General features: G+C 72.3%; 21 protein-coding genes. 13 read left to right on the forward strand and 8 right to left on the reverse strand.

Annotation, left to right across the window (positions count from 1 at the left end):
* On the reverse strand, positions 1 to 813 hold the full coding sequence (locus O1G22_RS35015) for a PhzF family phenazine biosynthesis protein (protein WP_270084957.1): 813 nt from the start codon (positions 811 to 813) through the stop codon (positions 1 to 3).
* A gap of 45 nt (positions 814 to 858) precedes the next feature.
* Positions 859 to 1,317 carry a hypothetical protein gene (locus O1G22_RS35020; protein ID WP_270084958.1) on the reverse strand — a complete coding sequence of 153 codons (459 nt, stop codon included), beginning with the start codon at positions 1,315 to 1,317 and terminating at the stop codon, positions 859 to 861.
* A gap of 94 nt (positions 1,318 to 1,411) precedes the next feature.
* Between O1G22_RS35020 and O1G22_RS35025 the strand changes: the two genes are divergently transcribed.
* Together O1G22_RS35025 and O1G22_RS35030 are read left to right on the forward strand one after the other, a co-directional pair.
* On the forward strand, positions 1,412 to 1,777 hold the full coding sequence (locus tag O1G22_RS35025) for a MerR family transcriptional regulator (protein WP_270084959.1): 366 nt from the start codon (positions 1,412 to 1,414) through the stop codon (positions 1,775 to 1,777).
* Between the two features lie 120 nt (positions 1,778 to 1,897).
* Positions 1,898 to 2,524: a PadR family transcriptional regulator gene (locus O1G22_RS35030; RefSeq protein WP_270084960.1), complete on the forward strand. Its 627-nt coding sequence runs from the start codon at positions 1,898 to 1,900 to the stop codon at positions 2,522 to 2,524.
* Positions 2,525 to 2,600: 76 nt separating this feature from the next.
* Here the strand turns inward: O1G22_RS35030 and O1G22_RS35035 are convergent, their stop codons facing one another.
* Positions 2,601 to 3,029 (reverse strand): type II toxin-antitoxin system Rv0910 family toxin, encoded by a 429-nt coding sequence (locus O1G22_RS35035; protein ID WP_270084961.1) that lies wholly within the window; start codon positions 3,027 to 3,029, stop codon positions 2,601 to 2,603.
* A gap of 112 nt (positions 3,030 to 3,141) precedes the next feature.
* A complete protein-coding gene (locus O1G22_RS35040) occupies positions 3,142 to 3,336 on the reverse strand; it encodes a hypothetical protein (RefSeq protein WP_270084962.1) in 195 nt (64 codons plus the stop codon).
* 272 nt (positions 3,337 to 3,608) lie between these two features.
* Between O1G22_RS35040 and O1G22_RS35045 the strand changes: the two genes are divergently transcribed.
* From O1G22_RS35045 to O1G22_RS35055, 3 genes are all read left to right on the forward strand, one after another.
* Positions 3,609 to 4,169 carry a Clp protease N-terminal domain-containing protein gene (locus O1G22_RS35045; protein ID WP_270084963.1) on the forward strand — a complete coding sequence of 187 codons (561 nt, stop codon included), beginning with the start codon at positions 3,609 to 3,611 and terminating at the stop codon, positions 4,167 to 4,169.
* Between the two features lie 104 nt (positions 4,170 to 4,273).
* A complete protein-coding gene (locus O1G22_RS35050) occupies positions 4,274 to 5,266 on the forward strand; it encodes an EamA family transporter (RefSeq protein WP_428986433.1) in 993 nt (330 codons plus the stop codon).
* 193 nt (positions 5,267 to 5,459) lie between these two features.
* Entirely contained in the window at positions 5,460 to 6,413 is a 954-nt protein-coding gene (locus O1G22_RS35055; protein WP_270084964.1) for a DMT family transporter, read from the forward strand.
* Positions 6,414 to 6,423: 10 nt separating this feature from the next.
* Here the strand turns inward: O1G22_RS35055 and O1G22_RS35060 are convergent, their stop codons facing one another.
* Positions 6,424 to 7,104 carry a pyridoxamine 5'-phosphate oxidase family protein gene (locus tag O1G22_RS35060; RefSeq protein ID WP_270084965.1) on the reverse strand — a complete coding sequence of 227 codons (681 nt, stop codon included), beginning with the start codon at positions 7,102 to 7,104 and terminating at the stop codon, positions 6,424 to 6,426.
* Between the two features lie 73 nt (positions 7,105 to 7,177).
* Between O1G22_RS35060 and O1G22_RS35065 the strand changes: the two genes are divergently transcribed.
* Positions 7,178 to 8,509: an aminotransferase class I/II-fold pyridoxal phosphate-dependent enzyme gene (locus O1G22_RS35065; protein WP_270084966.1), complete on the forward strand. Its 1,332-nt coding sequence runs from the start codon at positions 7,178 to 7,180 to the stop codon at positions 8,507 to 8,509.
* A gap of 73 nt (positions 8,510 to 8,582) precedes the next feature.
* Here the strand turns inward: O1G22_RS35065 and O1G22_RS35070 are convergent, their stop codons facing one another.
* The gene (locus O1G22_RS35070; protein WP_270084967.1) at positions 8,583 to 9,518 is read right to left on the reverse strand and encodes a DMT family transporter; all 936 of its coding nucleotides are present in this window, start codon (positions 9,516 to 9,518) and stop codon (positions 8,583 to 8,585) included.
* A gap of 74 nt (positions 9,519 to 9,592) precedes the next feature.
* Here O1G22_RS35070 and O1G22_RS35075 point away from each other — a divergent pair, with 74 nt between their 5' ends.
* Positions 9,593 to 10,501, forward strand: coding sequence for a LysR family transcriptional regulator (locus O1G22_RS35075; protein WP_270084968.1), 909 nt, complete (start codon positions 9,593 to 9,595; stop codon positions 10,499 to 10,501).
* A gap of 139 nt (positions 10,502 to 10,640) precedes the next feature.
* On the opposite strand, the gene O1G22_RS35080 is transcribed toward O1G22_RS35075, so the two are convergent.
* Complete coding sequence (locus tag O1G22_RS35080; RefSeq protein WP_270084969.1) at positions 10,641 to 11,123, reverse strand: pyridoxamine 5'-phosphate oxidase family protein; 483 nt, start codon at positions 11,121 to 11,123, stop codon at positions 10,641 to 10,643.
* An 84-nt stretch (positions 11,124 to 11,207) separates the two neighbouring features.
* Here O1G22_RS35080 and O1G22_RS35085 point away from each other — a divergent pair, with 84 nt between their 5' ends.
* Positions 11,208 to 11,852, forward strand: a complete 645-nt coding sequence (locus tag O1G22_RS35085) for a cysteine hydrolase family protein (protein WP_270084970.1) — start codon at positions 11,208 to 11,210, stop codon at positions 11,850 to 11,852.
* A gap of 6 nt (positions 11,853 to 11,858) precedes the next feature.
* Here the strand turns inward: O1G22_RS35085 and O1G22_RS35090 are convergent, their stop codons facing one another.
* Positions 11,859 to 12,383: a Rieske (2Fe-2S) protein gene (locus tag O1G22_RS35090; protein ID WP_270084971.1), complete on the reverse strand. Its 525-nt coding sequence runs from the start codon at positions 12,381 to 12,383 to the stop codon at positions 11,859 to 11,861.
* A 162-nt stretch (positions 12,384 to 12,545) separates the two neighbouring features.
* On the opposite strand from O1G22_RS35090, the gene O1G22_RS35095 reads away from it, so the two are divergent.
* The 5 genes from O1G22_RS35095 (at position 12,546) to O1G22_RS35115 (ending at position 17,238) form a co-directional block, all read left to right on the forward strand.
* Positions 12,546 to 13,322, forward strand: a complete 777-nt coding sequence (locus O1G22_RS35095) for a HipA family kinase (protein ID WP_225098790.1) — start codon at positions 12,546 to 12,548, stop codon at positions 13,320 to 13,322.
* Positions 13,319 to 13,768 carry a DUF3037 domain-containing protein gene (locus tag O1G22_RS35100; protein ID WP_270084972.1) on the forward strand — a complete coding sequence of 150 codons (450 nt, stop codon included), beginning with the start codon at positions 13,319 to 13,321 and terminating at the stop codon, positions 13,766 to 13,768. The genes O1G22_RS35095 and O1G22_RS35100 overlap by 4 nt, the downstream gene beginning before the upstream one ends.
* 146 nt (positions 13,769 to 13,914) lie before the next feature.
* Positions 13,915 to 14,676: a 3-oxoacyl-ACP reductase FabG gene (gene fabG / locus O1G22_RS35105; RefSeq protein WP_270084973.1), complete on the forward strand. Its 762-nt coding sequence runs from the start codon at positions 13,915 to 13,917 to the stop codon at positions 14,674 to 14,676.
* A gap of 22 nt (positions 14,677 to 14,698) precedes the next feature.
* Complete coding sequence (locus O1G22_RS35110; RefSeq protein ID WP_270084974.1) at positions 14,699 to 15,460, forward strand: SDR family oxidoreductase; 762 nt, start codon at positions 14,699 to 14,701, stop codon at positions 15,458 to 15,460.
* Between the two features lie 197 nt (positions 15,461 to 15,657).
* Entirely contained in the window at positions 15,658 to 17,238 is a 1,581-nt protein-coding gene (locus O1G22_RS35115; protein WP_270084975.1) for an ABC transporter substrate-binding protein, read from the forward strand.
* Positions 17,239 to 17,265: the final 27 nt, after the last annotated feature.

Raw genomic sequence — 17,265 nt, forward strand, 5'->3', positions numbered from 1 at the left:
TCAGGCCCGCAGCTCGCCCTCGATCACCGTGACCGCGCGCCCGGTGAGCAGTGTGCGCTCGCCACGCAGCCCGGTGCGGACCAGTCCGCTGCGGCGGGAGGCCTGAAGCCCCGTGAGGTCGTCGCGGCCGAGCCGGGCGGACCAGTGCGGGGCGAGCGCGGTGTGGGCGGAGCCGGTGACCGGGTCCTCGTCGATGCCGAGGTTCGGGAAGAAGCAGCGGGAGACGAAGTCGTAGCCGCGGGCGGGGTCCTCGGCGCGAGCGGTGGCGATGATGCCCCGCGAGGAGTGCCCGGCCAGGGCCTTGTGGTCCGGGACGAGCCCCAGCACCGTCTTCTCGTCGGCCAGCTCCACCAGCAGGTCGCCGACGTTCGCGCCGGTGTCGAAGGCGGCCACCGGTTCGGCGCCGAGCGCCTCGGCGACCCCGGCCGGGACCTCGACCCGGGTGAGCGGGGCGGTCGGGAAGTCGAGGGTGACCGAGCCGTCCTCGGCGGGCGTGGCGATGAGCACCCCACTGCGGGTGGCGAACCGCACCGGGCCCTCGTGGGCGCCGGTGGTGTGCAGGACGTGGGCGGTGGCGAGCGTGGCGTGCCCGCACATCGCGACCTCGGCGACGGGCGTGAACCAGCGCAGCGCCCAGTCCGCCTCGCCGCCCTCCGGCAGCCGGTGCGCGAAGGCCGTCTCGGCGTGGTTGACCTCCATCGCGACGTTCTGCAGCCAGTCGTCGTCGGGGAAGGCGTCGTTCAGGAGGAGGACTCCGGCCGGGTTGCCGGCGAAGGGGCGGTCGGTGAAGGCGTCCACGATTCGCATGCGCATGACGCCGACGCTAGCGGCCGCTCCGGGTCCCGGCCCAAGGCCAATTCACGAGTCCTGGCACGTTTCCCGGAGGCCTTCCCGGACGCCTTTCCGGACGCCGGCGGCACGCGGCCGCGCCCACGGGGCGAGCTGGGCCGCGCCGAACGAGATCTCCAGCACCAGGAACGGCCACAGCACCCCCGGCCCGCCGTGCGCCAGCGCGTACGCCTGCCACAACGCGAACAGCGCGCGGGCGGCGCCGTCGAGGAGGCCGTACAGCGGAAGCGGTCGTACGACACGCAGGACGGACCAGACCACGACGACCGAGCCCATCAGGTTGGCGTACAGGGTCTGCATCGGGGTGAGCGCGGGCATGGTGCCGAGGCCCGCCGCGTCGCCCGCGGCCGACAGCAGACGGTGCAGCAGCGTGTACGTCCACGGGGTCGCGAAGCCGGCGGTGACGATCAGGTCGTACCAGCCGCTCGCCCGGACGAGGCGTGCATAGGCGGGGGAGGCGGGGGTCATCGGGGGCTCCTCGGGAGGGGCTTCGCTCGGGCGCCGCCCACGCTAAACAGCGGAGTACGCTCCAAGGTCAAGTCGGCCACGGGGCGGGGAAGTCATGCGGATCGGTGAACTGGCGGCGCGTACCGGGGTGTCCAAGGACACGCTGCGCTTCTACGAGAAGATCGGGCTGCTCGACGGCGACCGGCTGCCCAACGGCTACCGCGACTTCCCGCCGGAGACGGTGACCTGGCTGCACTACGTCCGTACCGCCCAGGCGCTCGGCTTCACCCTGGCCGAGATCGGCCGGCACGGGGCGGAGCTGCGGGACGCGCCGGACAGCGCCGAGGCGCTGTCCGCCCTGTTCGAGGACAAGATCCGCGTCATCGACGCCCGCATGGCCGAACTGGCCGCGCTCCGCGCGGACCTCACCGCCCGCGCCGGCACCGGCTGCCCCCTGCGCGCGGCGGACCGGCCGGCCTGAGACTGCCTTGGGCTTTCAGGAAGGGGATTGTCATGCGATCGGTTCCGATATATCGTTGAGGCATCGCGAACGATACGCGATGCAGACGTGACAGATCATCGATGGAATGGAGTGATCGCAATGCGCAGCCACGGATACGAGCACGGACACCGGCACGAGGGCCACGGCCACCGGGGCTTCGGCGGATTCGAGGGGCGTCGGGCCGCCTTCGGGCCCTTCGGGCCGGGCGGGCCGGGGTTCGGCCCCGGTGGACCCGGTTTCGGACCCGGCCCCTGGGGACCCCGGGGGCGCGGTGGTCCGCGGGGACGGGCCCGGCGCGGAGACGTGCGGGCCTCGATCCTGGCCCTGCTCAAGGACCGGCCGATGCACGGCTACGAGATGATCCAGGAGATCGCCGAACGCAGCGGCGGCGCGTGGAAGCCCAGCCCCGGCTCGGTCTACCCCACGCTCCAGCTGCTGGAGGACGAGGGTCTGATCGCCAGCGAGAGCGAGGGCGGCAAGAAGCTCTTCGCGCTCACCGAGGACGGGCGTACCGCCGCCGACGAGGGTCCGGACGCCCCCTGGGAGGAGGCCTCGCGCGGAGTCGACTGGGAGGCCCTCAGCGAGATCCGGCAGGCCGGCTTCGGGCTCATGGAGGCCTTCAGCCAGGTCTGGAAGACCGGCAGCAAGGAACAGCGCGAGAAGGCGCTGGGCGTCATCAACGAAGCCCGCAAGAAGCTGTATCTGATCCTCGCCGACGAGCACTGACGAGGACCGGCGGCCTCCCCGCCGTGTGGAAGGCGCCCCGCGGACCGTCCGCGGGGCGCCTTCTGGTGTCCGCCCGTCAGGCCACCAGCCCGGCCAGCTTGCGCAGTGACTCGTTCAGCGCGGCCGTCGCCGAGTCCTTGAGCTTGCCCGCCATGAGGGAGACGGCGGCGCCCGTGAACTCGCCGTCGATACGGACCGCCGTGGCCTCGCCCTCCGGGGTGAGCGTGTAGCGCGTGGCGACGCTCACGGCCATGGGTCCCTTGCCGCGGATGGCGAACACCCGGGCCGGCTCCAGCTCCTCGATGGTCCACTCGACCTCCGCCGGAAAGCCCATCAGCTTCATGTTCTCCTGAAAGGTCCCGCCCACCGCCAGGGTCTCCGGGCCGCCCTTGGGGAAGCTGGTGTGGGTCGCGTTCCACTCCCCGTACGCCGACCAGTCGGTGAGTTTCGCCCACACCTTCTCGGCCGGTGCCTGGATGCGTGCCTCGGCGCTGACTTCGGCCATGCGACCACCCCTTCATGTCGGGCTACGGTGTCGCGGAACGTAGCCGCAGGGGCCGCAATGTTCAATACTGATGAACCGTCAGAAATGTTCCGGCTGAACCGTCAGAAGTGCTTCAGCCGACCCGTCGTATCAGCGCCGCGTCGAACAGGTCCCACGCGCGCGGGTGGGCGCTCTCGTCGTGGCAGTGCCAGGCCTCCCAGAACAGGTCGGCGAGCAGGGCGTCCTCCGGGGCGTACACCCGGTACACGTACTGCTTGCCGTCGACCGCCGGCAGCCCCACAAGCCAGCACTCGCGCACGCTCTCCATATGCATGGTGGACGTGCAGGGAAGCGCGACGGTTGCTCACGGGGCGCACGGCAGGGCGGGCGCGCGCCCTCGGGCCGCATCGGCGGGATCTCCGCCATGTCGGCCGAATCTCCTCCGCAAGGATGAGATTCCGATCGGCGATGTCCACTCTGTGTGGGACGCGAAGATGGTTCCCCTCGCGGATGACGCGGGGCGTTGTGGCTGATGGGGTAAGGGTTGTGCAACCCCGTACTGCCCGCGGGACCACCCATGACGGGGCCGTCCCGCATCACATGGACGACGATGCCGTGCTCGGCGCCGAGCTGGCGGCGGTGGTCGCCGGTGCCCGCCGGAGGGCTCTCCGCGACGGGGACCGGCAGATCGACACCGCTCATCTGCTGCACTCGCTCCTGGAGCACGACTCCGAGGTCCGCGCCGCCGTCGGCGCCCCGGAGCGGCTCGCCCGGCTGCTCGGCTATCTCGTGCAGCGCAGCATCGGCTACGGGCTGCGCTGGCAGGGCAGCGTGGAGGACTCCGGCGCCCTCGCCGTCGTGACCGCTCCGACCGTTCCCGGTGTACGGGACGCCCCGGACGCGTCCGGCGCACGGGACGCCCGGGACACCCCCGCCTGGTCGCCCGCCGCGGCCGCCGCCATCGCCGACGCCCACGAGCGCGCCCGGCACCGCGGCGAGCCCCGCCCGGCCGGCACCGACCTGCTCGCCGCCCTCACCGCGGACCCCGGTACCCGTGCGGTCGAGGTCCTCGAACGCGCCGGTATCCCCGCCCACGCCCTCGGCACCCGGATCGAGACCGGCCCCGAGGAGTACGCGGGCGACAGCGGCGTGAACTGCTGACCCACGTTCCGGCGGCCCGGTCGGCATGCCGCCGTCCACCCCATGAGACAGGTGTCAAGGTGAGTGACGCTCATGTCGTCGCCTGTCATCATGTGCCGGTGCAGATGTCTGAGAGCAGTCAGGGCAGCCGCGGCAAGGGCGCCGGGCTCGGACTCGCGCTCGCGTCGGCGCTCGCCTTCGGCGGGTCCGGCGTGGCCGCGAAACCGCTGATCGAGGCGGGGCTCGACCCGCTCCACGTGGTGTGGCTGCGGGTGACCGGCGCCGCCCTGGTCATGCTGCCGCTCGCCGTACGCCACCGGTCCCTGCTGCGCCGCCGTCCGGCACTGCTCGCCGGGTTCGGACTGCTCGCCGTGTCCGGTGTCCAGGCCTGCTACTTCGCCGCGCTCTCCCGGATCCCGGTGGGCGTGGCGCTGCTCATCGAGTACCTGGCCCCGGCCCTGGTGCTGGGCTGGGTGCGGTTCGTCCAGCGGCGGCCCGTGAGCCGTGCCGCCGCGCTCGGCGTGATCCTCGCGGCCGGCGGCCTCGCCTGTGTGGTGGAGGTCTGGTCGGGGCTGAGCTTCGACGCGCTCGGCCTGCTGCTCGCGCTCGGCGCCGCCTGCTGCCAGGTCGGCTACTTCGTCCTCGCCGACCACGGCGGCGATGCCGGCGAACAGGCTCCGGACCCGCTCGGCGTCATCGCCTACGGCCTGCTCGTCGGCGCCGCCGTCCTCACCGTGGTGGCCCGCCCCTGGAGCATGCGGTGGTCGGTGCTGACCGGCTCCGCGCACCTGAACGGCACCGCCGTACCGGCCGTCGCCCTGCTGGCCTGGATCGTGCTCGTCGCCACGGTCGTCGCGTACGTCACCGGGGTGCTCTCGGTACGGCGGCTGTCGCCGCAGGTCGCCGGGGTCGTCGCCTGCCTGGAGGCGGTCATCGCGACGGTGCTGGCCTGGGTGCTGCTCGGCGAGCACCTCTCGGCGCCGCAGATCATCGGCGGCGCAGTCGTCCTTGTCGGCGCGTTCATCGCCCAGTCCGCCACCCCCGCCCAGGGCTCCCCGGAGCCGGTGACCGCCGGGGGCCCGGAACGGGAGTTGTCCGAACACCGCGCGTCCGCCTAAGGTGCCGGTCATGCCGTCCACGCTCGTTCTTCCGCCCCCGGCCGCCTGAGGCGGGCCTCCGGAACACCCGCCCGGCGCTTGTGCGGCGTCGGGCCGGACGGTGCTGCCCGCAGATGAAGTCCGCGCGCCCCGCTGAAGCGGGTCGCCCCCGAACTTCCGCACCCCATCGGTGCGTTTCTGCGGAGAATCTCTCTTGTCGACGAACGCGAACGCTGTGTCCGGCCTGCCCGTCGGGCGTGGCCTGCTCTATCTGATCGCCACCGGTGCCGCCTGGGGCACCGCCGGTGCCGCCGCCTCCCTGGTCTACCGGACCAGCGACATGGGCGCCCTCGGCCTGTCGTTCTGGCGCTGTGCGCTGGGGCTCCTGCTGCTGCTCGCCGGACGCGGGCTGCGCCCGAAGACCCGCCCGGCCCCGGCCGGACCGCTGCCCCGCAGGGTGGCGCGCGTCCTCGCCACGGGTCTCGGCCTCGCGGTGTTCCAGACCGCCTACTTCGCGGCCGTGGAGTCGACCGGGCTCGCCGTGGCCACCGTCGTCACCCTCGGCGCGGGTCCGGTGCTCATCGCGCTCGGCGCCCGGTTCCTGCTCGGGGAGCGGCTCGGCGTCGGCGGTGTGCTGGCGGTCGCCGGGGCCGTCGGCGGGCTGGCCGTGCTGACCTTCGGCGGCTCGGCCGCGACCGTCCGGCCCACCGGTGTGCTGCTGGCGCTGCTGTCGGCCGCGGGCTACGCCGTCATGACCCTGCTGACCCGCTGGTGGGGCAGGGGCGGCGGCGCCGACGCCTCCGACACCACGGTCTGGGCCTTCGCGGTGACGGGCCTGTGCCTGCTGCCGTTCGCCCTGCACGAGGGGCTGCTCCCGCACACCGCCCACCCGGCCCGGCTGCTGTGGCTCGTGGTCTACATCGCCGCCGTGCCCACCGCGCTCGCGTACGCCCTGTACTTCGCGGGAGCGGCCGTCGTACGGTCCGCCGTCGTCTCCGTGATCATGCTGCTGGAGCCGGTGACCGCGGCCGTACTCGCCGTCGTCCTGCTCGGCGAGCGGCTCACGGCGACCACCGCGGCCGGCACCCTGCTCATGCTGGCGGCGGTCGCGGGCCTGGCCGTGAGCGAGGCCCGCGGGGCCGGCCGGCGGAAGCCGGTCCCGGCGTGACCGCGTCGGCCTACCGCACCGTGAGGTAGTCGGGCAGCTCGACGCCGGCCGCGAGGTCGGCGTTGGGCACCGGCGCGTCGTACCCCTTGCGGAGCGGGACGACCCCGGCCCAGTGCGGCAGGGCGAGGTCCTCGGGCTCGTCGTTCGCGCCGCCGGTGCGGAGCTTGGCCGAGACCTGGTCCAGGTCCAGCCGGATCACCGCGGTGGCGGCCAGCTCCTTCTTGTTCGCGGGCCGGGAGTCGGCGGCGCGGCCCGGTACGACGTGGTCCACCAGCGCGTCCAGGGCGAGGCGCCGCTCCTCGGGGTCGGTGACCTGGTGGGCGACGCCGTGCACCACCACGGAGCGGTAGTTGATCGAGTGGTGGAAGGCGGAGCGCGCCAGCACCAGCCCGTCGACGTGGGTGACCGTCAGGCACACCGGCAGACCCGGGTCGGCCGCGCCGGTCATCCGCAGCGGGCGGGAACCGGTGGACCCGTGGACGTAGAGCCGCTCGCCGACCCGGCCGTACAGCGTCGGCAGCACCACCGGGGCCCCGTCCCGGACGAAGCCGAGGTGGCAGACGTACCCCTCGTCGAGTATCGCGTGCACCAGCTCCTTGTCGTACGACGCCCGGTCCGCGGAGCGTGTGGGCACGGTGCGGTCGGTCGGGGTGTAGGCGGCGGCCCGGGCTTCCTCGGTCGTCCCCTGCATGACGGTCCCTCCATGGTGAGCGGTTCGGCGAGCGGTGTTGCCCCAGTAATTGCACTAGTGCATAATGCTCTTTGTGCTAGGAGAGTATCGGATCGAAGGGCGTGGCGCAGCCGAGATCGCCGCCAGTGTCGAGCGCGCGGTCGGTGCCGGTGAGCTGGCACCGGGCCAACCTCTGCCGCCCATGCGGGAGTTGGCGGTTCGGCTGGGCGTGAATCCCAATACGGTCGCGGCCGCCTATCGCACTCTGCGGGAGCGGGGGGTGATCGAGACGGCCGGCCGGCGGGGCAGCCGCGTCCGCTCCAAGCCGGCCACCACCGGCCGCGAGGAACTGCGTGTGGAGGTCCCCGAGGGGGGTCGCGACCTGGCCTCCGGCAACCCGGACCCGGCCCTGCTGCCCCGGCTCGCCCCTGCCCTCGCCGGTGCGGCGAAGGAGGGGGACCAGCGGCCCGTCCGTTACGGCGACGACCCCGTCGACGCGGACCTCGTCCGCCTCGCCCGCGCCGAACTCGACGCCGACGGCGTCCCCGAGGGCCCGCTGACCGTGACGTCGGGCTCCCTCGACGCCATCGAACGCGTCCTGTCCGTCCACCTCAGACCGGGTGACGCGGTCGCCGTCGAGGACCCGGGCTGGGGCAGCGTCCTCGACCTGGTTCCCGCGCTGGGCCTGCGCACTCTCCCGGTGGGCGTGGACGACGACGGCCCCCGCCCCGAAGACCTGCGCCAGGCCCTGGAGTCCGGTGCCCGCGCCCTGATCGTCACCGACCGGGCCCAGAACCCGACCGGCGCCTCGGTGACGGCCACACGCGCGCGTGCCCTGCGTGCGGTGCTGCGCGACCACCCCGGGACCCTGCTGATCGAGGACGACCACGGCCACGGCATCGTCGACGTCCCCCTGCACCCCCTCGCGGGCGTCACCCACCACTGGGCTCTCGTTCGCTCCGCCTCCAAGGCCTACGGCCCCGACCTGCGCGTCGCCGTCCTCGCCGGCGACCCGCTCACCGTCGACCGGGTGCGCGGCCGCCAGCGCCTCGGCCCCGGCTGGGTGAGCCTGCTGCTGCAGCGTGCCGTCGCCCGCCTGTGGCAGGAGCACGCGGTGGACCGGGCGGCGGTGGCGCGGTCGTACGGCTCACGCCGGGACGCACTGCTCGACGCGCTGGCCGACCGGGGGGTCCTCGGCCACGGCCGCACCGGCATGAACGTCTGGATCCCGGTCCGCGACGAGACGGGCGCGGTGGCCCGCCTCCTCCAGCGGGGCTGGGCGGTCGCCCCGGGAGCCCGCTTCCGCCTGAACAGCCCCCCGGCCATCCGCATCACGGTCTCGGCGCTCACGGAGCAGGACATCGGCCCCCTGGCGGAGGCGGTGGCGGCGGCGGTACGACCGTCTCCGGGCCGTGTGTACGGCTGAGCGCCCCGCTCGAAGTGCCGCGATGCGCTGCTTCAGGGCGTCGCCGATCCGCAGTGGACTTCACCCGACCTGCTCAGGCCTTCGGCCGCAACTGCGTCAGCGCGGCGCCCGCCAGCACGATCACGGCCCCCACCGGCGTGGACCACCGCAACGACTCCCCGAGGACCGCGACTCCCGCGGCAGTCGCGATCACCGGAATGAAGTAGGTGACCATCTGTGCGGTCGTAGGGCCGACTTCGGCGACCAGTCCGTACTGGATCAGCACCGCGAGCCCCGTCCCCAGCGCCCCCAGAGCGGCGATCGCGAGCAGCGGCACCGGGGACACATGCGTGGGGAAACCGGCGAACAGCGGTGTCACCACGGCCAGCTGGGCCGTCGCCAGGAGCAGCTGCGCGCCGGTCATGGAGAGGTGTGAGTTGCCCGTCCCCGCCAGCGTCCGCCGCACATAGATCCAGCCGATCGGATAGCTCAGCGACGCGAGCAGCGCCATCGCCGTACCCGTGGCGTCCAGGCCGTGGAAGCCCTGCCACGCGCCGAGCACGGTCAGCACCCCGAGGAAGCCCAGGCCGAGTCCGGCCACCCGGACCCGGGTCGGCCGGTCCTCGGAGAGGGCGACCAGGGACAGGGCCATGCCCCACAGGGGCGAGGTCGCGTTGCAGATGCCGGCCAGCGTGGACGGGATCGTCAGCTCCGAGTACGCGAAGAGGGAGAAGGGGAGGGCGTTGAGGAAGAAGGCCGCGACCGCCATGTGGCCCCAGAGACGGGCCCCGCGCGGCAGGCGCTCCCGCTTGACCGCCATCGCCGCGCCCAGTACCGCCGTACCGAACACCAGACGCCCGAGCGTGACCTGGAAGGGCGCGTAGCCCTCCGTCCCCACCTTGATCAGCAGGAAGCTGAAGCCCCAGATCAGGGACAGCGCACCGAAGCGGAGCCGCCAGTCGAGGCGGGGGCGGGTCCGGGCGGAGACGGGGGCGGGGGACTGGGTTCGGGATGGGGTCACCGTGCTCATGGACTCAACGATGCTGGAGACAACCTCGTAGCACAATCGAGATTTCTCAACCGGTACCTCTTAGAATCACTTACATGTTGAACTTGGAGCGCCTGCGCACCCTGGACTCCCTCGCCCGGCACGGCTCGGTCAGCGCGGCGGCCGAGGCGCTGCACGTCACCACGTCCGCCGTCTCCCAGCAGCTGGGCAAGCTGGAGCGGGAGATCGGCCAGCAGCTCCTGGCCAAGAACGGCAGGGGCGTGCGGCTCACGGACGCCGGCCGGCTGCTGTCGGAGCACGCGGCGCGGATCCTCTCCCAGGTCGAGCTCGCCGAGTCCGATCTGGAGGCGCATCGCGGGCAGGTCGTCGGCGAGCTGCGGCTGTCGGCGTTCCCCACCGCCGCCCGCGGGCTCTTCCCGGCCGCGCTCGGCACGCTGCGGGGCCGGCACCCGGGGCTGCGCGTGCGCTCCAGCGAGCTGGAACCGGAGCAGGGCATCGCCGGTGTCGTACGCGGCGACCTCGATCTCGCGGTGGTCCTGGACTGGTACAACAAGCCGATGCCACTGCCCGACGGCCTGGTCAAGGCTCCCCTGCTGGACGACCCGGCCGATGTCGCCATGCCGGTGGCGCACCGGCTGGCCGGCCGGGACGAGGTCGACCTCGCCGAGTTCGCCGAGGACGAGTGGATCACCTGGGGCGAGGGCGAGTTCTGCCACGAGTGGCTCATGTTCACGCTGCGGTCCAAGGGCGTCGAGCCGATCGTCGGCCACCGCGCCGGCGAGACCCATACCCAACTCGGCCTGGTCGCCTCGGGGTTGGGCGTGTGCATCGCACCGCTGCTGGGCCGCCACCCGGTGCCCGCCGGCGTGGTCCTGGTCCCACTGGTCCAGCGCGTGCGCCGGCATGTGTACGTCGTCTGGCGCGCGGACGCCGACCGCAGACCCTCGATCCGCGCGGCGGTCGAGGCGCTGCGGGAGGCGGCCCAGCGGGTGAGCCAGGCCTGAGCGGCGGCGCCCCGAAGGGGTGCGGGGCTGCGTCCGATGTGCGGCTACCGCCGCGACGGGGGTCCCCCTGGGTTCGAGCGAAGCCGAGAACGTGCGGGAGCGACCGGCCGCGACGGACCCGCAGACGGCATACGGCCTGTCACGGCTGCTCCCGCGGCGCGCCCAGCTTCCGGAAGTCCCAGGAGACGATCTTCTCCGGGGTCAGCCGGACCCAGGCGTGCCGGCCGTCGTGCGGCATCTCGTCCAGGCCGAAGTTCTTCCGCGCGAACAGCGTCTCGGCCGTGTCGAGTTCGGCACACAGCTCGCCGATGCGCGGCGCCTCGCCCACGAACTCCACCCGGCCGGACAGCTCGACCCCGCGCAGCTGGTCGTACTCCTCGCCCGAGTCGACCACGACGGCCACGCGCGGATCGCGGCGCAGCTGGGTCCAGCGCCGGCTGCGCACCACCGAGTACAGCCACAGCGAGGTGCCGTCCCAGGCGAACCACAGCGCGCTGACATGCGGTGCCCCGCCGGCCGAGACGGTCGCGACCCGGCAGGTGCGCTGGCTGGTCAGGAACTCGTCCAGCTCGCCGGGTGTCATCATGATCTTGCGGCCCCGGCGCTGCTCGGTCGCGGTCATGCGGTCCCCTCTTCTCCCATGTCGTGTCGGCGAACTATCGTGTCCCGGCGATCCTCTGACATCGCGTCAGAAAAGGAAACAGGTATGCCGTCGTATGCACAGCTCAGGGAACTCCTCGACCCCGCGAGCACCGTCCTGCTCACCGTGGAGTGCCAGCAGGGGGTCGTCGGCCCGGACAGCGCGCTGCCCGAACTCGCCCGCGAGGCCCGCTCCTCCGGTGCCCTGCGCAATGTCGCCCGGCTGGTCGCCGCCGCGCACGAGGGTGGGGTCCAGGTGATTCACGCGATCGCCGAGCGCCGCCCGGACGGCCGGGGCGCGAGCCGCAACGCCCGCCTCTTCCGGGCCGCCGAGCGGCTTGCCGTACGGCAGTTGGCGGGCAGCACGGCCGTCCGGGTCGCGCCGCCGATCGAGGTCGCCGAGGAGGACCTCGTCGTACGGCGGCTGCACGGACTGTCCCCGGTCCACGGCACCGAGGTCGACGCCCTGCTGCGCAATCTCGGCTGCCGCACCCTGGTCGTCACCGGGGTCTCCGCCAACGTGGCGATACCCAACGCGGTGTTCGACGCGGTCAACCTCGGCTACACGGTCGTGGTCCCGGCCGACGCCGTCGCCGGGGTGCCCGCCGAGTACACCCCCGCGATGATCCGGCACACCCTCGCGCTGGTCGCCACGGTCGCGACCACCGACGAGGTGCTCGGCTGCCTCGAACGGCCGCGCAGACGCGGCTGAGGCGGTTCAGGCCAGGGTGATGTTCCCGCCGGAGACGGCGATGTTCTTGGCCGGCAGCGGCTGGGTCGCAGGACCCTGCTTCACACTGCCGTCCGCGGCGGAGAAGTGGCTCTGGTGGCACGGGCAGACGATCACGCCGTTCGCCACGCTGCCCACCGTGCACCCCTGGTGGGTGCACGTGGCCGAGAACGCCTTGAACGTGCCCGCCGTCGGCTGGGTCACGACCACGCCCTGGTCCTTGAAGATCTTGCCGCCCCCCTCCGGGATGTCGGCGGTCTTGGCGAGCGCGGTGCCGCCGTCGTTCCCGGACGCCCCGGAGGGCGCGGTCGACCCGCCGGAGCCGGCCGTCCCCGTCGTACCGGTGGTGCCGGTCGACCCGGAGGAACCGGACCCGCTGTTGGCCGTGCCGGACGAGTTGTCGTCGCTCGAACCGCAGGCGGCCAGCGCGGCGGCGAGCCCCGCCGCTCCGGCCGCCGCCACGACCGTACGGCGGGCCGGGCCGGCTGTGGACTGGGGCGATGCGGTGCTCATGTGAATTTCCCTTCCGCGGGGCTTCTCGTGATCCGTCCTGGGGTACGGCGCTCGGGCACCACCCGTTCAGACGGGCACCCAGATCCTTGCCGCCGGGGCATGAGAGGGCCGTAAGCCACAGCTGTCGGCGAGCTGTCGGCCCCGCGCCAGTAACCTGGGGCGATGCTCAAGGAAGTCACCGCGACCCGCTACATCACGCCGCTGCGTGAGGGGGGCTCGCTGCCGGGGCTCGTCGAGGCCGACGACTTCGGGACCTACGTCATCAAGTTCACCGGCGCCGGACAGGGCCGCAAGACCCTGGTCGCCGAGGTGGTGTGCGGCGAACTCGCCCGGCGCCTCGGCTTCCGGATGCCCGGGCTGGTCACCGTCCGGCTGGACTCCGTCCTCGGACTCGGCGAGCCCGAGCAGCAGGTGCAGGAGCTGCTCAGGTCCAGCGGCGGCACCAACCTCGGCATGGACTTCCTCTCCGGCGCGCTCGGCTACGACCCGCTCGCCTTCCCGGTGAGCCCCGAGGAGGCGGGCCGCATCGTCTGGTTCGACGCGCTGATCAACAACGTGGACCGGTCCTGGCGCAACCCCAACCTCCTGGTGCACGGCGGCGAGCTGTGGCTCATCGACCACGGCGCCACGATGATCTGGCACCACAACTGGCCCGCCGCCGAAGCCTCCGCCGCCCGCCCCTACGACGCCTCCGACCACGCCCTCGCCCGTTTCGCGCCGGACGTCGCCGCCGCCGCGGCCGGCCTCGCGCCCCGGATCACCGAGGACCTGCTCGCCGAGGTCACCGCCGAGATCCCCGACGCCTGGCTCGCCGACGAGCCCGGCTTCGACACCCCGGACGACCTGCGCCGGGCCTACGCACGGCCGCTGCTCGCGCGGGCGGCCGTCGTCCACGAACGCATCACCGGCATCGGCTCCGGCTTCGAGGGGACCAAGTGAGCGAGACCCACATCCACATGGCCGGACATGTCACCGAGCGGCACATCACCCGGGCGGGCCAGGGCGGTGACCGGGACGTCTTCGAGTACGCGCTGCTGCGGGTCGTACCGCGCATCGAGCGCGGCGAGTGCATCAACGCCGGCGTGCTCGTCTACAGCCGGGCCAAGGCCTACGTCGGCGCCCGCACCCACCTGGACGAGGCCCGGCTGCTCGCCCTGGACCCCGCGGCCGACGTGACCGGGATCCGGGCCGCGCTCGGCGCGATCGAGCGCCACTGCGCGGGCGGCGAGGAGGCCGGGCAGGCGGCCCGGGACGACGCCGGGCGCCGCTTCCGCTGGCTGATCGCGCCCCGCTCCACCGTCGTCCAGCCCGGTCCGGTGCACACCGGCCTGACCACCGACCCGGCGGCCGAGACGGAGCGCTTGCTGGACCTCTTGGTGAGGTAATGGATCACACGCACCCGGTGTGCCGTTGACACCGGGTGCCAGGGCTTCTAGCGTCACCTGTGCTGAAGGTACTAAGCGGTCGCTCACCGCACGAGGGGCTCTCTCACCGAGGGCCCGCAAGGTTCTCTCAAGGGCGAGGAGAAGCAATGTCCACCACTGAACAGCGGGTCGCGGTCGTCACCGGCGCGGCACGCGGCATCGGCGCCGCCACCGCCGTACGGCTGGCCGCCGAGGGCCGCGCCGTCGCCGTGATCGACCTCGACGAGGCCGCCTGCAAGGACACCGTCGAGAAGATCACCGCCGCCGGCGGCAAGGCGATCGCGGTCGGCGCGGACGTCTCCGACGAGGCGCAGGTCGAGGCGGCTGTCGCCCGGATCGTCGAGGAGCTGGGCGCCCCGACGATCCTGGTCAACAACGCGGGCGTGCTCCGTGACAACCTGCTGTTCAAGATGAGCGTCTCCGACTGGGACACCGTCATGAACGTCCACCTGCGCGGCTCGTTCCTGATGACCAAGGCCGTCCAGAAGCACATGGTCGACGCCGGCTTCGGCCGCGTGGTCAACCTCTCCTCCTCCTCGGCGCTCGGCAACCGCGGCCAGGCCAACTACTCCGCCGCCAAGGCCGGCCTGCAGGGCTTCACCAAGACCCTCGCCATCGAGCTGGGCAAGTTCGGCATCACCGCCAACGCCGTCGCCCCCGGCTTCATCGCCACCGAGATGACCAAGGCCACCGCCGACCGCGTCAAGATGGACTTCGAGGACTTCAAGAAGGCCGCCGCGGGCGCGATCCCCGTGCAGCGCGTCGGCGAGCCCGAGGACATCGCCAACGCCATCGCCTTCTTCACCGGCGAGGCCGCCGGCTTCGTCTCCGGCCAGGTGCTGTACGTCGCCGGCGGACCGCTCGACTAGGGAATCCTGGGGAAACACCGACATGACTGAACTCCCGGAGCTGTCCGGCAAGGTCGCCCTCGTCACGGGCGCGAGCCGCGGCATCGGCTACGGCATCGCCGAGGCGCTGGTCGCCCGCGGTGACCGCGTGTGCATCACCGGCCGGGGCGAGGACGCCCTGAAGGAGGCCGTCGAGAAGCTCGGCGCCGAGCGGGTCATCGGCGTCGCCGGCAAGGCGCACGACCTCGACCACCAGACCGAGGCCGTCGCGCGCACCATGGAGGCCTTCGGCCGCGTCGACTTCCTGGTCAACAACGCGGGCACGAACCCGGTGTTCGGGCCCATCGCGGACCTCGACCTGAACGTCGCCCGCAAGGTCTTCGAGACCAACGTGATCTCCGCGCTCGGCTTCGCCCAGAAGACCTGGCACGCCTGGCAGAAGGAGAACGGCGGCTCGATCGTCAACATCGCCTCGATCGCGGGCCTCGCGCCCTCGCCGTTCATCGGCGCCTACGGCGTCAGCAAGGCCGCGATGATCAACCTGACCCAGCAGCTGGCGCACGAGTTCGCGCCCAAGGTACGGGTCAACGCGATCGCCCCGGCCGTCGTCAAGACCAAGTTCGCGCAGGCCCTGTACGAGAACCGGGAGGAGGAGGCGGCCGCCGCCTACCCGCTCGGCCGGCTCGGCGTGCCCTCCGACATCGGCGGGGCCGCGGCCTTTCTCACCTCCGCGCAGTCCGACTGGATCACCGGTCAGACACTCGTCGTGGACGGCGGAATCTTCCTCAACGCCGGCGTGAGCTGAGCAACCTCCGGGCGCCGATTTTCGGACGGATCGGCGCCCGGAACGCCGTACGGAATCCGCACAGCGAACTGACAACGTCGTCATCGACTCGTCATCGATTTTTCGATCAAGAACCCTTGTTCCAGGGGTGGTTCAGAGGCTCGAACGCTGCGGTATGGTCTGCCGACCCTTGGTACGGCGGATCGAGGAGCGTGCGCGTGTTCTACCGGAACCGATTCCTGCGGATCGTCGCGGCGATCGCGTCCCTGTCCCTGGCGGCCTGCGGGTGCGGGCTGCTGTCCGACGGCAGCGGTGACGGCAAGGGGCCGATCGTCGTCGGGACCACCAGCGCGCCGAGCACCCTGGACCCGGCCGGCGCCTGGGACGGCTCCTGGGAGCTGTACCGGAACATCTTCCAGACGCTTCTCGCCTATCCCAACGGCGCCACCACCCCCCAGCCCGACGCTGCCAAGAGCTGCGCCTTCACGGACTCCACCAGCCGCACCTACCGCTGTGAGCTGCGCCCGGGCCTGAAGTTCGCCGACGGCGACGCGCTCACCGCCAGTGCCGTCAAGTACTCCATCGACCGCATCCGCACGATCGACGCCCCCGGCGGCCCCGCCGGGCTGCTCGGCAGTCTGGAGCGGGTGCAGGCGCTCGGCGACCGCGAGGTCGTCTTCCACCTCAACCAGCCCGACGCGACCTTCCCGTTCGTGCTGGCCACCCCCGCCATGTCGATCGTCGACCCGAACGACTACCCGGCCCGCTCCCTGCGCAAGGACACCGAGGTCAACGGCTCCGGGCCGTACCAGCTGCGGTCCTACGACGAGGACAAGCAGGCCGTGCTGACGCGCAACGACAACTACGACGGCTTCGCCGAGCGGCAGAACGACGCGGTGACCATCCGCTACTTCCAGGACTCGGCCGGCATGGTCAAGGCCCTGCGGGACAAGCAGATCGACGTCACCTACCGGGGCCTGGCCGCCGACGACATCCTCGCCCTCCAGCAGCACGGGAACGCGAACCTGCAACTGGTCGACGGCGCCGGCACGGACATCAGCTACCTGGTGTTCAACCCCCAGGACCCCTGGGCCAAGGAGCCCGCCGTCCGCAAGGCCGTCGCCCAGATCGTCGACCGGGGCGCCATCGCGCACAAGGTCTACAAGGACACGGTCGACCCGCTGTACTCGATGGTCCCCAAGGGCCTGACCGGTCACACCACCGGCTTCTTCGACGACTTCGGCGACCCGAGCGTGCCCAAGGCCCGCAAGATCCTCACCGACGCGGGCATCCACCAGCCCGTCCCGCTCACCCTCTGGTACACCACCGACCGCTACGGCTCCGAGACGGCCCTGATGTTCCAGGAGCTGAAGCGGCAGCTGGAGTCCTCCGGGCTGTTCACCATCACGCTGAAGAGCCGCCCCTGGAAGACCTACGTGGTCGGCTACCAGAACGGCGAGTACCCGGTGTTCGGCCGCGGCTGGTTCCCGGACTTCCCGGACGCCGACAACTTCATCGCCCCCTTCGTCGGCGACCACAACGCCCTTGGCACGCCCTACCCGTCCAAGGAGATCACCGGCAGCCTGCTGCCGCACTCGCGCGCGCAGAGCGACCGCGCCCAGACGGTCAAGGACATGGAGTCGGCCCAGCAGATCCTCGTGAACGACGCCCGGCTGATCCCGCTGTGGCAGGGCCGGCAGTACGTCGCGGCCAGCGAGGACATCTCCGGCGGCGAGCAGGCCCTCGACCCGTCGACGATCATGATGATGTGGATGCTGCACCGCAAGACCAGCTGGTGAAGCGGGCTTCGGGTGCCGGTTGTCAGT

Source organism: Streptomyces camelliae (assembly GCF_027625935.1).
GTDB lineage: Bacteria > Actinomycetota > Actinomycetes > Streptomycetales > Streptomycetaceae > Streptomyces > Streptomyces camelliae.

Coding starts and splice junctions, on each gene's coding strand:
- O1G22_RS35015 (WP_270084957.1), bottom strand. CDS start 813: ATGCGCATGCGAATCGTGGACGCCTTCACCGACCGCCCCTTCGCCGGC.
- O1G22_RS35020 (WP_270084958.1), bottom strand. CDS start 1,317: ATGACCCCCGCCTCCCCCGCCTATGCACGCCTCGTCCGGGCGAGCGGC.
- O1G22_RS35025 (WP_270084959.1), top strand. CDS start 1,412: ATGCGGATCGGTGAACTGGCGGCGCGTACCGGGGTGTCCAAGGACACG.
- O1G22_RS35030 (WP_270084960.1), top strand. CDS start 1,898: ATGCGCAGCCACGGATACGAGCACGGACACCGGCACGAGGGCCACGGC.
- O1G22_RS35035 (WP_270084961.1), bottom strand. CDS start 3,029: ATGGCCGAAGTCAGCGCCGAGGCACGCATCCAGGCACCGGCCGAGAAG.
- O1G22_RS35040 (WP_270084962.1), bottom strand. CDS start 3,336: ATGGAGAGCGTGCGCGAGTGCTGGCTTGTGGGGCTGCCGGCGGTCGAC.
- O1G22_RS35045 (WP_270084963.1), top strand. CDS start 3,609: ATGGACGACGATGCCGTGCTCGGCGCCGAGCTGGCGGCGGTGGTCGCC.
- O1G22_RS35050 (WP_428986433.1), top strand. CDS start 4,274: ATGTCTGAGAGCAGTCAGGGCAGCCGCGGCAAGGGCGCCGGGCTCGGA.
- O1G22_RS35060 (WP_270084965.1), bottom strand. CDS start 7,104: ATGCAGGGGACGACCGAGGAAGCCCGGGCCGCCGCCTACACCCCGACC.
- O1G22_RS35070 (WP_270084967.1), bottom strand. CDS start 9,518: ATGAGCACGGTGACCCCATCCCGAACCCAGTCCCCCGCCCCCGTCTCC.
- O1G22_RS35075 (WP_270084968.1), top strand. CDS start 9,593: ATGTTGAACTTGGAGCGCCTGCGCACCCTGGACTCCCTCGCCCGGCAC.
- O1G22_RS35080 (WP_270084969.1), bottom strand. CDS start 11,123: ATGACCGCGACCGAGCAGCGCCGGGGCCGCAAGATCATGATGACACCC.
- O1G22_RS35085 (WP_270084970.1), top strand. CDS start 11,208: ATGCCGTCGTATGCACAGCTCAGGGAACTCCTCGACCCCGCGAGCACC.
- O1G22_RS35090 (WP_270084971.1), bottom strand. CDS start 12,383: ATGAGCACCGCATCGCCCCAGTCCACAGCCGGCCCGGCCCGCCGTACG.
- O1G22_RS35095 (WP_225098790.1), top strand. CDS start 12,546: ATGCTCAAGGAAGTCACCGCGACCCGCTACATCACGCCGCTGCGTGAG.
- fabG (WP_270084973.1), top strand. CDS start 13,915: ATGTCCACCACTGAACAGCGGGTCGCGGTCGTCACCGGCGCGGCACGC.
- O1G22_RS35110 (WP_270084974.1), top strand. CDS start 14,699: ATGACTGAACTCCCGGAGCTGTCCGGCAAGGTCGCCCTCGTCACGGGC.